The sequence below is a fragment of the Bacillus sp. OTU530 genome, from assembly GCF_038440375.1.
Genome location: NZ_JASATP010000036.1, coordinates 16,239 through 31,835 on the forward strand (window position 1 = coordinate 16,239; position 15,597 = coordinate 31,835).

Here is a 15,597-nt window from a genome sequence, read left to right on the forward strand (position 1 = left end):
ATTTAAAAAGGAGTTGATAATCGAGAATTATTAGTTGAAAACACGACTATACAATGCTTTATAAAATAAGCGGAAACGAGGGAATAATATGCCTAGTTCATCTTTTCCGATAACAGCCACTAAAAAAGACGGGCTACTTCAAGAAAACAAAATTGTACTTCTTTGGAGTATAACCGTGTGGCTTGTTGTCATGAATACGACGATGTTTAATGTTGCTTTACCAAGTATATTGGATGATTTTCACTTATCTTCATCCACAGCCTCTTGGATTGTATCGGGCTACTCTATTGTGTTTGCTATTGCAACACTCACATATAGTCGCTTATCTGACTTTATTCCAATCAGAAGCCTATTAACAATTGGAATTACCATTTTAGGCGTCGCCTCAATTATTGGACTGTTTGCTACGCAATTTTATCTATTATTAGCCTCTAGACTTCTGCAAGCGGCAGGTGCTGGTGCAGTTCCAGGCCTTGCAATGGTTTTGGCAGGCAAATATATTCCTGAATCAAGACGAGGAAAAGCAATGTCGCTTATTTCTTCTGCGGCGTCATTAGGCTTCGGATTAGGTCCAGTAATTGGCGGAACCATTATACAGGCATTAGGATGGCATTATTTGTTTGTAGTTACTGCTTTGGTATTTGTTGTATTACCGGTATTTAGCAAATTACTCCCAAAAGAAGACATGCAAGCAGTCAAGTTTGATACTGTAGGCGGTGTGTTAACAGGAGCTAGCGTAACGGGACTTCTTTTATTTTTATCGACATTCTCATACCTTATTCTTTTGGGAAGTATTATAGCGATTGTAATCTTATGGATACATATCCACCGTATCGAAATTCCGTTTATTCAGCCAAATCTTTTGAAAAATGGACAGTATCTTAAGGTATTGTTTATCGGATTTTCTGCGTTTATCATCCATTTTTCAACGCTCTTTTTAATGCCTATTATTCTTTCAGTCGTGTTCCAAAAAACACCGGCTTCGATCGGGATGATAATTTTCCCAGGAGCCATACTATCAGCTGTGGCTGCCCAGTATATCGGCCGCTTAATTGACCGTGTGGGGAACATACCATTAATTTTGTTCGGACATCTGTTTCTCATAATTTCCACAGCAGCGTTTTCGCTCTTTTCAAACGTCTCGCCATATGCGATTTTGATTACGTATATGTTTATGAGTACAGGATTTTCTGCATTAATATCTAGTATTTCAAATGAAACATCCCGTCTTTTACCAAACGATGAGATTGGTACGGGAATGGGAATGGCGCAGTTAATTCAGTTTTTTGGCGGTGCATTCGGTGTTGCGCTGTCCGGCTTATTGCTTACATTGCAAAAAAATCTCTTACCTGAAGATATGTATCACAATATTTTCATGGGACTGACGATCCTAATCGGATGTTCCTTATTGATGTTTGTTGCATATTTAAGGGGGAAGAAGGGGTCTTTTAAAAGATAGAACCGTACAAAAAATAGTTCTGGTGTAAACATTTTTTGAAGATATAAAGAAGTGAGAGATTCTTAAATGTCCCCAAAATATGCAGGGCTTTATACGAAAGTAGGGAGGCTTGTCAAAGAGCAGGGAAACCTAAAGCCACGCCGCTCCAGCATTGCATAAAATCCTGCATATTTCATAACGTTTGAGAATGAGAGAAATCCAGTATTGACGTGGATGCCCGAGGAAATTCACTTCCTCTAATGAGGGATTATGTAAACTTAACATGTATAGGGTATACAATCAGATTTTTCACTCCCACTGCTCCTACTGTGGTAAAGTCATGCAAATTAATATAAGGAGGAATGTTATTTTGAGACTAACTTCTGAATCTTTACATCTGGAAGACTACTTAACCGAACTTCCAGAAGTCAACTTTTCCAACACCTTAATTCAACAGAAAGCTGATGAGCTATACAAAGAGACAGATGAAAAACTGGCTTATATCAAAAAAGTATATGAATTTGTAAGGGATGAAATTTCTCATTCGTGGGATATTCAAAGTACAAAGGTGACAAAGAAAGCATCTGAAGTTCTTAGAGAACGTGAGGGTATTTGCTATGCTAAATCGAACTTATTGGCATCGTTATTACGCTCCAAAAGGATTCCTACTGGATTTTGCTATCAGCGTTTAATGTTATTTGATACGCCTGAAGAGGGATACTGTATTCACGCTTTAAACGCTGTATATATTGAATCTGAAGACAGATGGATACGCTTAGATGCAAGGGGTAATAAAGAAGGCGTACAAGCTGAGTTTTCTTTACAAGATGAAAAGTTGGCTTTTTCTGTTACTCCTGAATTAGGTGAAATGGATTACCCTGTTATTTATACAGAACCTAATGAAATGACAATGAAAGTTTTAGACGAACACACAGACTGTCTTAATATGTATCTGCATTTTTTACCACAACAAATTGGATAAACCAAAACAACTTCCTACAACGTGAATTATGTTAATACCAATGCCCTTCAGCAGCGCGATCTGAGGGGCATTTTTTATACGCTTCTAGACACATTGATTTCTGATGATGTAGGCTTCTAGAAACCTGACATGTATAGAATATACAACATCAGTTTCCAACACTTAACTTATATAACCATAAAGGATCACATTCTCATAGACAGCCTTAAATAAATGAAATTACTCTTTTGAAATGTAGGATATCAGTTTTTCAAAAAACTCAATATCATTTGTAAAAAGAAAAACCGGAAGGAGCAACATAGCAAGGAGTATAACTAAATTAGATTCAATCCCGATAATAAAGAACTTCTTTAAGAACTTCATAGTACTTATTTTCCCTCCTGTCATTTGATATAAATATACTATTCAAATTAATAGAAATAGATTGGGCAAGTTCTCCATTTTATAGTGATATAACCGGCAAACGCCTAGATCATCCTAAAATAAAGCATAGGGGATAAACACACATATTGAGTACATTAGTTCAATTACCTATCTCTTTTTTAATAGATTTGCATATAAATAGAGTAGAATAATAGAATAAAAATTGAACAAGCAAGTATCAAATTACTTGCGGTTCTAGAAAGGAAGGAACAAACAATACAACAATGACTATCCACATGATGATTTCAATTTTCGTATTCCTTATCGCAACAGCAGTAATATTGTGGAGACCGAAGGGGATCAATGAGGCATGGCCAGCAGCAATCGGTGCAGGGATTATTTTATTAACAGGCGTTGTATCCCGTGCTGATGTTCTAGACATTATTCATAAGATTGGCGGCGCCTCCGTCACCATTATCGCAACAATCGTCATGGCTGTTATCTTGGAAAGTTTCGGCTTTTTCCACTGGTCAGCTGCAAGGCTTGCAAGTTTAGCCAAAGGTTCAGGGTATCGTCTATACTGGTACATTCAATTGTTATGTTTTTTGATGACACTTTTATTTAATAACGATGGCAGTATCTTAATTACTACCCCTATTTTAATTTTACTCCTCAAAAATCTTCGGCTCAAACCACACCAACAAATTCCATACCTTTTAACGGGGGCCTTAATTGCCACAGCTTCAAGTGCTCCTATCGGTGTAAGTAATATTGTGAATCTAATTGCATTGAAAATTGTCCACATGACTCTGTATATGCATACTGCGATGATGTTTATCCCAGCCTCACTCGGATTATTGTTTATGTCATGGTTGATGTACGTAGTGGTAAAACGAAAACTGCCAAAACAATTACCCAATTCAGAACATGACATTGAACACATATTTTTCACGAAAAATTTTCATCCGTTAAAAGGACAGATTACTGTTGAAACGAAACGTCAACGTACTCAATTTATGTTAAAAATCTTACTATTTGTCTTTATGATGCGCTGCGCACTCTTTGTCGCATCTTTCCTTGCAATTCCAATCGAGTTTGTTGCGGTATTGGGATCCCTCGTGTTGCTTGTGTGGAGATGGTACCACTTACGCACAAATCCTATTGATATCTTGAAAAAAACCCCTTGGCACATCCTGATTTTTGCTTTTTCCATGTATGTGCTCATTTATGGCCTTCACAACTCAGGATTAACAGCACTCCTTTTGCAAGTATGTGAACCGATTGTAAAGCAAGGATTATTCGAAGCAAGCTTTATTATGGGCGGATTAGTCTCCATATTATCTAACTTTTTTAATAATCATCCAGCCTTGTTGATCGGAACCATTACATTAACAGAAATGCACCTGGATCCTGTCACATTAAAGACGATGTATCTTGCAAGTATTATCGGAAGCGACGTAGGATCATTGTTGCTGCCTATTGGGACACTCGCCTCCTTAATCTGGATGCACATCTTAAAACAAAATAAAATTAAAGTGAAATGGAAAGATTATTTAAGCGTATCCTTGATTGTCATTCCAGTATCAGTAGTTGTAACTTTATTCTTGTTATATAACTGGATACAAATTGTCTTCGCTTAATTGCATATCCAAAATGATAAAACAGTTTTATATATAAAAAATAAAAAAATTTATTGAAAGGAGATTTTTTAAAGAATTTGATGCAGTTGCTAAATAAACAAATCATTGTAAAACTATCAGGAGGAAAATTTTTTGAAGGAATACTCACTGATATAGGAGTCGATATTTTAGTGTTATTTGATGGACAAAGGTTTATATATATTCCTTTATTACATGTCCATAAAATAAGGCTTAGTGATAATATAAACGGAGAGATTGATCAGCCCATTGAGTTTTCACTAGCTGAACAAATCGAGTCTATATCCTATCGTTCGATTTTAACAAATTCAAAAGGACGTCTTACTGAAATCCGAGTTGTGGGGGATCAATCGCTACATGGATATATTACAAATGTGCTAAATGATTATCTTGTGTTTTATACACCCGTATACAAAACTATGCTTATTTCCTTAAATCACTTAAAATGGCTAACCTTATATAATTCGAATGTTACACCTTATACACCTTATACACTTAATCTTAATATAGACTCTTTGCCTACTAAACTTTCTAATACGTCCTTACAACATTCCTTGGAAAAACAATTAAAAGAAGTAGAAGGAAACCTAGTAGTGTTTGATATGGGAAAAGATCCAGATAAAATTGGATTACTAAAAAAAGTAGAGAATAACCTAATTGAATTGGTAATTGAAAATGGCGAAACGATGTATTTGAAACTTACTCATATCAAATCTGTACATGTTCCATAAACACTGATTATGTGAATCACAAAGGCCCTCCAGTTCAAGCAATCTGGAGGGTTTTTGATAGAGCTCTTAAATACATTGGCTTCCGATAAACGACTTTATATTAACTAGAAAAGCCTCCTCTAATTATTGGATTTGTTAGGGGTTTTGGGGTGTGACGTTTTCGTCACACCTCTGTTGTTGAACTAAAGGGTAATTCTCGAGGATTTGAACATGAGAAGAGAAATTGAATTTTTTTATAAAGGCAATAGATGTTATATCTAGCAAAATCAATTTAATTATTGGAAAAATTTTGATATTATAGGAAGAGTCGAAGTGATTATTTGAGCAATACAAGAAAAGGAGGAATTTCAAGTGAGGCATCACATACTATCCTTGTATGATTATCATGTATGGGCAAATAAAAGAGTTTTTGAGCACTTGAAGGAACTGCCGCAAAATGTTTATTGCCAGGAGATTCAAAGTGTTTTTCCGTCTATCTCAGAGGTTTTAGTACATATTTACATTGTCGATACCGTTTGGTTGAATGCCATGTCTGGTGAGAGTTTCGATAAAGTCACAGAATTAAAGAGCCAATTGCAGGAAAAAACAAAAGGAAAAAGCCTCGAAGAAATGGGGACTATGTTTTGGAACTTATCCAATCAATTTAAAGTGTTTTTCGATAGTCAAGGGGATCTGGACCAAACAGTGCTCCTGGAACACCCTAATCCTAATTTAGGTCGGTTGGAAACCAATCTTTTTGAATTAGTACAGCATGTTGTCAATCATGGCACATATCATCGCGGGAATATAACAGCTATGTTGCGACAGTTAGGATATCCCGGTATTATGACTGATCATATTTTTTATTTGTACGCAACAAAAAAGTAGATCCCACTGTTAATCTCCAATAAAAGCTCTTATGTAAACAAGATCCTACGACAGTACAAGAAGCATTAGATAGAATAGCAGCTAAACTGGCAGGAACTTACTGGTCCTATTGAATTTAAACCTAGAAACAGAGTGGGAAGAAACAGCGATTGAAGAAGTAGAAAAATTCTTTATTATTAAAGGACAGGAATTTAAAGATGAAGATGATGATCTCCGAGTATCTCCTTTAAAATTGCAGAAACTCATGTACTATGCTCAGGGATGGACATACGCCTTTACTGGTCATAAACTTTTCAGAGATGATTTTCAAGCGTGGATCCGTGGTCCTATTGTACCTCATTTATATGATAAATATAAAAAATATGGATCAAGGCGTATTGATGAAGGCCTAGGAGTGAAAGTTGAAGAGCTGAGCTTATCTTTTGAACAACTACAGATTTTACACTGGGTTTGGGATAAGTATAGTAAGTTTGAGGCTAAATTTTTAGAGGATTTAACACATATGGAATTTCCTTGGATACAGGCACGAGGAGACCTTCCTAATGACAGAAACTGTAATTGGATTATTAAAAAAGAAGATATAGAAAGCTTTTTTAAATCCATGTCTAAGACGATACAGATTTTACGGAAGGTATAAGGACACATAAAATACTTAAACTACCTATCCCCGTATTCTACGGGGATAGGTAGTTTAATCTTTCTTGAATTCGCATAATACCCATAATAGTCGATGTATTCTAAACGATCAAAGTAGGTATTTTTTCAGTAGACTCCCCAGCAGATAATTAGTAGTGGCATATATATTTACAGCATTTTTCTTTCGAGACATGTTTAGAGTTGTTAATGGTCTTCCTCCATTTCTTCCACATTTCGCAGAGCTGCTTATCATTAAACGGACGAGTATCTATGAATTTCTCTAACTCCTTTCGAATGTTCATAGCCAATCTCCTCCTTTGAAATCCTCTTATTCCCCCAGCGGCTAACAAGGAAGCAAATGTAATTCGTATTAACTCTTTACCTCCTGACTGCCTTCAACTTGTCCACCGCATAAGAATATTTTTATGTCTAGAGCTGTTTAATTATGCTTCCTCTAACTTGAATGTGTTTCTAGAAATTAAAGTTCTATAAAGAAAGGTAGCATAACCTCCTGCTCAGGTTCGGTTATATTTACCACGAATCTTTTTATATGTCATATACACGTAGGCAAATAAAAGATTAAGACAAAAATGTTAATACTAATATTAATGCTTATATTGGTATTAACATTGATTTATTCATTAAACATAGGAGGCTATTATATGATACATAAGACTGAACAAATGAAAGAATGTAGTAACGAGAGTAAAGATTGGTTACTCCGGATCTTGGATGAATTGGTTATTTTGCCTTTAGTAACATCATGGTTTCAATGAAAATTGATCAATACAGATTGGAGGGGGGGTGGACAATGACAGTCGTCAGTTATTTATAAATTATTAACATTAATATTAACAATAAATTTAACATATTTGATACTTGTAGCATTATAAATGTTCCTGAATGTGGTCCTGCCGCATAGCCATCAAGTTAAAATTTTGCAGCATCCCCAGAACGAAATTTTAGACCTTCTTGTAACAAAGAAGATCATTTTATCATTTTTGCGGTGACCTGTTTTTTTGACTTGATAGGCATGTAGCGCCCTTGTTAAACAATAGAGGGGGAGTGCATGCAATATTGCACCTTCCTTCAATAAAGCTCGATATGACAGTTCCCTCGGCACTCGAATAGCTATCTTGAGATTGTAAACACTAACAGATGTACAAGATGGATTTGGTAGGAAATATGCTGTTACCGGGTTAAGGAGGCCAAACAATGGGAGCAATTGAGCAAGGCGGATATCGATTTGAAGTAGAATACAGCGTCTTACTTCAAAGAGGAGGGTTGCATGTATACAAGGACGGGGAGTTTATTCAAGAAATTGAATTCTCGTTTGAAGGAGAAGCTCCTGATCCAGAACAACTGGAATCATTGGTGAATTCTTTTTTAGAGACTCATCCTCATGATGAATTGGATGGTTATTAAATAAACAGACATAAGAAGCGCTGATGCCAGTAGCTTCTTATGTCTGCACGTTTACAAACTGCATCGTCTTTTCTTTCCTAAAGATATGCCTTTTGCGAACTGTTAAACGATAGAAGAACTAGAACATCCTCATACCAATTATTCAAAAGCAGACGGTGTCATTGGTGTAGATCTCAACTACAATCATATTGCTTTCTCCCATGTGAATGGACAAGGACAATTACTTTCCTCCTCTTGTCTCTATTTCTCCTTAGAAGGAAAACGAAGCGGACAAATCACAAAAATCCTAGAAGCAGAAGCGATTCGTTTGGTGGATATCGCGGTTCAAAGAAATAAACCGATTGTGTTAGAAGTATTAGATACAACTCTATCAAAGTCTGCCGGCCGTTACCGCAATCGGAAGCAAAATCGAAGAATGAGCATGTTTGCCTATAAAAAGATGCAGGATAGCATTCACAGCCGAGCTGCCAAAATGGGAGTCGCTGTGTTTAAGGTGAATCCTGCCTTCACCAGCCAGATCGGGAAGATGAAGTATATGAAACAGATGCATATTTCGATCCATCAAGCGGCGTCCTACGTCATTGGCAGACGCGGCATGAATCTGAAGGAGCAGGTACCAAAGGTGTTGCAAACCTATACAGAACGCAAGGATGGGGAGCACCACTGGAAACAATGGAATGTTTTGACGAAAGCATTCAGCGTACTTCGTTCGCACCTATTCTATCATGTATCGGGCCAATCTTATCCATTATTCAACAAAGAGATTTGTAACTATGGGCTGACACAAGCAGAACGTGATAGTTTGCAGAAGTATGTACCAAAAGTTTGGTTAGAAGAAAGGGAAACCTGACTTCGTTTGGAATGGCATCATCTGTTCTTGCATCACCATCATTTTGCCGCAAAAGCCAGAAGGATTGAGCTCCAGAATGGTGGGTGCATTGGTGCAAGAACATCGCAACACATATAGGGTGAAAAAAGAGAAGCAACTATCACTACTTGTATGAGACAAGGTCACCTCGGTGACTTTGTCACGTACAAGAAAGTGTGAGCTCTCCCTATTTGCCCTATGAGAAGCCTGTTGAACGGCTCTGTATTTCGCTTCCTAGGAAGAGGATACAGAATCTCCCACCTCAAGGAGCGTTAGCGAGTAGGTGGGGGTAGTTCAATAGCAGCTAAGATGAGGTCGTACTCTTTCATCTAATTTAGGTCCACATTAAGGAAACCAACACGTAATGATTGTATGAGTTATCTACAATCCATATCTCCCCACAATCTTCCACCAAACCAAGAAAACTGAGATGGATCATAGCTACCATCTTACTGTTAGTAAAATAATACCAGTACAATAATATTTTCGTTTGAATGGGTTTTGCTGCTTCACACTGAACCATCTTTGTTCTAGACTAATAGTATGGGTATGTCCAAGCCCAAGAGGTTTTTGTACCATAACCTATTACCTATTGATTTATAATTTACAACAGGGGTTAATCGGTATAATCATTGGTAACCTTAAAAATTCATTGGGATAATAGTAAAAATATGGTATTATTTCATTAATAATCACGATAACGTGATTATTTAATAAAGGAGTGTGGAGGATGGCTATTTCACTGCAAAAAGGACAGAAAATCGATTTAACTAAAGGCCGATCAGGTCTCTCTACTATTATGGTTGGTTTAGGCTGGGACCCTGTGAAAAAGGGCAGAGGTTTCTTCGGTTTTGGCGGTGGGCCTGACATTGATTGTGATGCTTCGGTATTGATGCTCAATGAGCAAGGAAAGATAGTTGACCAAAAAGATGTGATTTATTTTGGGAATCTAGTAAGTTTGTGTGGAAATGTTAGGCATTCCGGTGATAACCTCACTGGTGATGGTGATGGCGATGATGAACAGATTTATGTTGAGCTAAAAAAGGTGCCTGCTCATATACATAAACTTGTTTTTGTTGTTAATATCTATCAATGTATGCAAAGAAAACAAGATTTTGGCATGATTAAAAATGCTTTTATTCGTGTAGCTGATGCTTCTAATCAAGTTGAGTTAATACACTACAACATTACAGATAACTTCTCAGGCTTAACTTCATTATTTGCAGGGGAAATCTACCGTCATGGCGGAGAATGGAAATTTTCAGCAGTGGGACAAGGTTCACGAGACACTTCCCTTGGCGACATTGCAAATCGTTATGCTTAAACTTTAGTTTGTTAATAATTTTAAAAATATACTATTTTACAGAAAAGAGGGGTTAAAATGGCTATTAGTCTTTCAAAAGGTCAAAAGGTTGATTTGACAAAAACAAATCCGGGTTTAACTAACATTGTTGTTGGTTTAGGTTGGGATGTTAACAAGTATGATGGTGGTCAAGATTTTGATTTAGATTCTTCTGTGTTCCTACTGAATGTGAATGGAAAATGTGCCTCTGAAAATGACTTTGTTTTTTATAACAATACAAAAGGTGCTAACGGAGCTGTTGAACATACCGGTGACAATCGTACGGGAGTAGGTGAAGGTGACGATGAGCAGATAATGATTAACTTACCAGCCGTTCCTGACAGCATTCAAAAAATTGCTTTTACTATTACAATTCATGAGGCAGAAGCTCGCAATCAAAACTTTGGACAAGTTAGTAACTCATATGTTCGTATTTTAAATGAGGCAAGCGGCACAGAGCTTATTCGCTATGACTTAGGTGAAGATTTTTCTATTGAGACAGCTGTTGTTGTTGGAGAACTATATCGTCATAACGGTGAATGGAAATTTAATGCTATCGGGAGCGGTTATCAAGGTGGATTATTGTCCCTTGTTAAGGATTATGGTTTAGATGCTTAATAAATTAACCGATTGATAAGATGTGTGAAGATACGTTGTTTTTATAACGTATCTTCCTTTTTACTGTATAGTAGATAGTTAGAAATGTTGTAGATTAGCGTGGGAGGAAAAGTATTTTGAGACACCTTCAGTATCTATACGCTAAGCCTTGATATTCAGTCTCCACCAAACATCTAGCTATAACTAAGGGGTTATTAGTATAGGCCCTAGGTGTTGTTTTATACACGTCTGGAACGAGAACACAAATTTCTAGTGATGTACTATCTGGTAAATATATAGTTGGAAGAGATGAGGGTCTTATGATTTGCTTAGAAAGCTCCGTTAGCGATAATGAAATGGGAGTTGCAGAATTTTAAACATTATAACACGGGAGTACATCAAGTATAGGTGAATTATATGGTGTATATAAGCAAGCAGGGGCTGAACTTAATGGATAGAAATATTTTTAAGTGCTATTGAATCTTATAAAGTAAGAAAAATTCCCCCAGGGGACTATTCGAAAATTTGGAAAGTCATAAATAGTAACGAGGGAAGGTATGTTCGTCGTTTTCGGACAACCTAAAAAAGTATAAGTTCAAAGTTAGTCTATAATAGCAGGAGAAGTGAGTAACTGTCATGGTAAAAATGATACAGCCTGAGGTTATTAATTTAAATGAGTTGGATTGGTTACATATTTTGAATAAACCGCCAGCACTCCGAGGTGGTTACAATAATACAGAGGAACAGCTGAAATTTCAGCAAGTGGCCGGAAGGCTATTAGGTACCCATATTGATGAGGACGAGTATTTTGAATTCTTATACGACTTACTTGATAATTCAGAGATACCAGTTCTCCTCTTAAATAAGGAACTGAACAAATTCATTCCAAATGAACGCTTTCAATCTCTTCAGCGAATCTTGTTAATTAATAATGAAGAAAAGGGACTGTCTGTAAATCGTTTAATTGCATTCTTAGAGGGGGAGTGCTTAATTCCAAAAACTCAAGTGCCCTTCTTGGACACTCACCTTAGAAATAAATTAAAAGATGTGTTAAATCATTTTAGACAAACGCATAAAGATGGGTTTCTACATGTAGATTTTAGAAGAATACTAGTAGATATTGTAAAATGGATGTTTAATCACTTAGAAGAATGGGCTAAGACGATTCCAGATAATATGCCAAGACTGATTTGGTATGGAAATGCCTCGAAGAGTGAGATGTATTTTTTATATTACTTGATCTTAATCGGCTTTGATGTGCTTTTGTTTCATCCGTCTGGGGAGGATATTCTGCTACAAATCGATGGGAAAGGTGTACTTACGCCGATTTATAGATACCCATCAACTATATCTTTAATACCACTTCCAGAAGTGAGACCCGTAAGAAAAGGAACTGTTGCCTACCGTGCATCTAAGGAAATGGAAAGGATTTTGCATACAGAGGACTCTCTTCTTTATAAACCTTGGCAGTTTCGTTCTTATGTTCCAAAGGCAGTAACATTAAAGACCACGTATGATGAAATATTCTTATTGTGGAAGGAAAAAGCATTCATTCGTCCTGGCTTTCAGGCCAGTGGGAACGTCATTCAAATACCAAATCTTTTTGCTAAGGTAGCAGGTGTTTCTGAGAATAAGAGGCAGTATTGGAACAAGGTACAGGAAATATCAAGTCACGAACTTTCTTTAACCATTCGTTCATTCCCTATAGCTAATCCTGTTTCTGGAAATAATCATTATCACTACCAGAATGCATTAGGAGCAGATGGAACATTAGACCCCGAGAAGATAATAAACGGGAATTGGTGGAGGTATAAAGATCTTCCAAGTGGACTACAAAAGGGCTTAGCAGCGGCTATTTCAAGGTATTGTGCCATTCCGAAACTAAAGATAATGCTACACGAAGATCTATATCGGTTACAATTATATCTGTTCAATCAATCTATGAATATTCCGACCACATTCCTTGAACTATTGCAGAAGTTTGATTATTCACAAGACGTACCTAAGGTAATTTTATTAACTACTCCACAAAGTGGGTCCTTAAATCGTACGGATGCAGCCCTATTGTTGTTGCTAAATGAGTTTGGTCTGGATATTGTAATATTTAACCCTTCAGGACGTAATGATATTGAGAACTATATAGAAGAGAAGCATCTGGATACACACTGGCTAGAGAAAATAAGTCTTGAAGATGAATTTAAAGAACCATCGGTTTTCAAACGTTTTATAAACAAATTATTCTAATTAGGGTGAGAAAAAATGACAATGAACGTAACTGAAGAGGCATTAGTAACAAACCCCAATGAAATAAAGCTACAATTGAGCAGCGATCCGGAAGTTCTACGACTTTCCCGTAGTATAGACTATAAGGATCAAGTTTCTTTACTCGAATACGGAAAAGAACCTGCTAACGAGATATCAACTTTCTCTGGGCGAATACTGGATACTATCAAATCGAGTAGTATGGAAGAGTCTAGTGCTTTGCTTAAGCATTTAGGTAAGATTATGGATCGTTTTGATAGTAAAGATTTTGCAGAAGATAAGGGTTTCCTCTCAAAACTATTTAACCGTGGTCAGAAGCTTATTGAAAAATTATTTGATAAATACCAAACGATGGGATCAGAGATAGATAAGGTGTATATAGAAATTATGAAGTATGAGCAAGAGATGAAAAACACAACTCTTACTCTTGAACAGCTATATGAGCAAAACTTCCAGTACTATCTGCAGTTAGAAAAATACATTGTTGCTGGGGAGCTAGCCGTCAAAGAGTTAAAAGAAAAACTTCCTCATTTAGAGAATAGGGTAACTCAAGGAGACCAAATTGCTTCTATGGAACTTGATTCCTTAAGGAATGCAATTGAACTTATGGAGCAGCGAATCTACGATTTAGAGATGGCAAAACAAGTAGCATACCAATCTGCACCACAGATACGTTTGCTACAAAGAGGGAACACAAAACTAATTGCGAAAATTAATTCTGCATTCGTCACTACAATTCCTATCTTTAAAAATGGACTAATTAACGCAATTACTGCCAAAAGACAGAATCTAGTCGCTCAGTCTATGAATGAATTAGATAAGCGCACAAACGAAATGCTACTTCGAAACGCCCAGAACATTTCCCAGCAAAGTGTTGATATAGCGCGATTAGCTGGCCATCCGAGTGTTAAAATCGAAACAATCGAGGAAACATGGAACATTATTATTAAAGGAATGCAAGAAACAAAAGCAATTGAGGATGAAAATAAACGTTTAAGAGCAGAAGGTAAGCACCGTTTAGAGCAGCTGCAGGAGAATTTTAAACGAATCAAACACCAATCAAATTGAACTCGTGGAGAATACAGCACCTGAAAGGTTTGAGCAGTATATTGAGTATGTGTTCTTAAGAGTAAACAGAGGTTAATCAACGAAGAAAAGCATGAACTTGTAAAGGAAAATTCAATATTGCAATCGCAACTGAACTGCACCCAGATCTTTAGATACAGCTAACCAACTGGGTGCAGGATACCTTAATGCCACAAATAGTTTCTCAATTAAGTTAAATTATCGGAAATGATATTCAGTGAAGGCTTCTAGGCAGGGGAGTGGCCGTCATTTAAAATTTGGAAGATATTTATCTCCATTTTAAGCTAGTTCCAATTTCGCATTAAATCCTTGTTTAACGCATAATTTGAGTGGTAAACCAATGCGGTTTAATCATATATCTACAATAACAATCTCGGAAGTTATAGAGATAAAATGGATTTTGTTTCAAAAACAAAAGTAAACTATAGATATTGAGACGGTTTGAATGTGATCCGTTGATTGTTTTATTTCAAACTGTGAGATCAGTGATCTCAAGAGAATTAAAGATAATACAAAGCAGAACCCCATTATTCTCAATATACAACATATATGTGAAGCCAGTATTGCGATGCAATGCAATGCACACTATCGTGGTAAATTCCGCGAACAATCCAAGACGTATTTGGGCTCTTAGCAAATCATAATATGATTACACTCCCCTCCCCTCTCAATTGCAAGCAATAGTGGAATTTTGAGATATGCTTTTCCCTAATGACCAACCTATCAATTTGAAAAGTCTGCAAGATGTTATTGAAAATGACTTGAACTGCTATAAAGAACTTATTAAGCAAATACTTTCCTATAAATCACTTGTTTTAACCAGAAAATTATTATGTAAACTATTATGCATTAAAATTGTCTTTAATGATAAATTCGACATATTTCGATAAAGATCGACTTTATAGAATGCATTGATGTAAAGGAAGTTCTTCCCTGCTTAGTTATGTACTTGTGTTTTATATTTTTATTTATATCGTAGTAAATGAAATTATATTTCGCTAATTAATTTTAGGATTATACATTTACATCAAATCTCTTTTACAATATCCTTTGGTTTAATACTTCTCTCCCACTTTTTCTTCATTTCACAGAGCTGCTTGCCATCAAACGGATAAGTATCTATGAACCTCTCTAACTCCTTTCGAATATTCCTAGCCCCCTTCTCCTTTAAGACCTCTCGCTTTCCCGGTGGTTAACAAGGAAGTAAATATAAAATAGTAGTTTTCTATCTCCCTCAACTCGTTCACCACATAACGCTTTTTAAGCTGTCGTTGTATTTATACCGAAACCAAATTACCTGTCCTTTCCTTTACCTATTTGTGAAAAAAGTTATTGTAGTAAA

At 36.3% G+C, this 15,597-nt stretch carries 12 protein-coding genes; all 12 read left to right on the forward strand.

All coding sequences use genetic code 11. The features are described 5' to 3' along the window. Window positions 1-88 precede the first annotated feature (88 nt). Window positions 89-1,459, forward strand: a complete 1,371-nt coding sequence (locus AAHB12_RS21730) for an MFS transporter (RefSeq protein ID WP_342047037.1) — start codon at window positions 89-91, stop codon at window positions 1,457-1,459. Between the two features lie 349 nt (window positions 1,460-1,808). Continuing rightward, entirely contained in the window at window positions 1,809-2,420 is a 612-nt protein-coding gene (locus AAHB12_RS21735) for a transglutaminase-like domain-containing protein (RefSeq protein WP_342047038.1), read from the forward strand. Window positions 2,421-3,079: 659 nt separating this feature from the next. After that, window positions 3,080-4,423, forward strand: coding sequence for an arsenic transporter (locus AAHB12_RS21740; protein ID WP_446715598.1), 1,344 nt, complete (start codon window positions 3,080-3,082; stop codon window positions 4,421-4,423). Between the two features lie 80 nt (window positions 4,424-4,503). Continuing rightward, window positions 4,504-5,172 carry a DUF2642 domain-containing protein gene (locus AAHB12_RS21745; protein ID WP_342047088.1) on the forward strand — a complete coding sequence of 223 codons (669 nt, stop codon included), beginning with the start codon at window positions 4,504-4,506 and terminating at the stop codon, window positions 5,170-5,172. A gap of 351 nt (window positions 5,173-5,523) precedes the next feature. After that, on the forward strand, window positions 5,524-6,039 hold the full coding sequence (locus tag AAHB12_RS21750; protein ID WP_342047041.1) for a DinB family protein: 516 nt from the start codon (window positions 5,524-5,526) through the stop codon (window positions 6,037-6,039). Window positions 6,040-6,148: 109 nt separating this feature from the next. Beyond that, window positions 6,149-6,676, forward strand: coding sequence for a Panacea domain-containing protein (locus AAHB12_RS21755; protein ID WP_342047043.1), 528 nt, complete (start codon window positions 6,149-6,151; stop codon window positions 6,674-6,676). Between the two features lie 1,214 nt (window positions 6,677-7,890). After that, window positions 7,891-8,100, forward strand: coding sequence for a DUF5370 family protein (locus tag AAHB12_RS21760; protein WP_342047045.1), 210 nt, complete (start codon window positions 7,891-7,893; stop codon window positions 8,098-8,100). A 202-nt stretch (window positions 8,101-8,302) separates the two neighbouring features. Continuing rightward, window positions 8,303-8,950 carry an IS200/IS605 family accessory protein TnpB-related protein gene (locus AAHB12_RS21765; RefSeq protein ID WP_342047047.1) on the forward strand — a complete coding sequence of 216 codons (648 nt, stop codon included), beginning with the start codon at window positions 8,303-8,305 and terminating at the stop codon, window positions 8,948-8,950. 748 nt (window positions 8,951-9,698) lie between these two features. Next, window positions 9,699-10,292 (forward strand): TerD family protein, encoded by a 594-nt coding sequence (locus tag AAHB12_RS21770; RefSeq protein WP_342047048.1) that lies wholly within the window; start codon window positions 9,699-9,701, stop codon window positions 10,290-10,292. A 57-nt stretch (window positions 10,293-10,349) separates the two neighbouring features. After that, on the forward strand, window positions 10,350-10,928 hold the full coding sequence (locus AAHB12_RS21775; protein WP_342047049.1) for a TerD family protein: 579 nt from the start codon (window positions 10,350-10,352) through the stop codon (window positions 10,926-10,928). 615 nt (window positions 10,929-11,543) lie between these two features. Next, window positions 11,544-13,151: a YceG family protein gene (locus AAHB12_RS21780; protein WP_342047051.1), complete on the forward strand. Its 1,608-nt coding sequence runs from the start codon at window positions 11,544-11,546 to the stop codon at window positions 13,149-13,151. A 15-nt stretch (window positions 13,152-13,166) separates the two neighbouring features. Beyond that, a complete protein-coding gene (locus AAHB12_RS21785; RefSeq protein ID WP_446715599.1) occupies window positions 13,167-14,237 on the forward strand; it encodes a toxic anion resistance protein in 1,071 nt (356 codons plus the stop codon). Window positions 14,238-15,597: the final 1,360 nt, after the last annotated feature.

What these genes read in the sequence shown, in the direction of transcription:
- AAHB12_RS21730 (WP_342047037.1), top strand. Translation starts at nt 89, where the DNA reads ATGCCTAGTTCATCTTTTCCGATAACAGCCACTAAAAAAGACGGGCTA.
- AAHB12_RS21740 (WP_446715598.1), top strand. Translation starts at nt 3,080, where the DNA reads ATGATGATTTCAATTTTCGTATTCCTTATCGCAACAGCAGTAATATTG.
- AAHB12_RS21745 (WP_342047088.1), top strand. Translation starts at nt 4,504, where the DNA reads ATGCAGTTGCTAAATAAACAAATCATTGTAAAACTATCAGGAGGAAAA.
- AAHB12_RS21760 (WP_342047045.1), top strand. Translation starts at nt 7,891, where the DNA reads ATGGGAGCAATTGAGCAAGGCGGATATCGATTTGAAGTAGAATACAGC.
- AAHB12_RS21770 (WP_342047048.1), top strand. Translation starts at nt 9,699, where the DNA reads ATGGCTATTTCACTGCAAAAAGGACAGAAAATCGATTTAACTAAAGGC.
- AAHB12_RS21775 (WP_342047049.1), top strand. Translation starts at nt 10,350, where the DNA reads ATGGCTATTAGTCTTTCAAAAGGTCAAAAGGTTGATTTGACAAAAACA.
- AAHB12_RS21780 (WP_342047051.1), top strand. Translation starts at nt 11,544, where the DNA reads ATGGTAAAAATGATACAGCCTGAGGTTATTAATTTAAATGAGTTGGAT.
- AAHB12_RS21785 (WP_446715599.1), top strand. Translation starts at nt 13,167, where the DNA reads ATGACAATGAACGTAACTGAAGAGGCATTAGTAACAAACCCCAATGAA.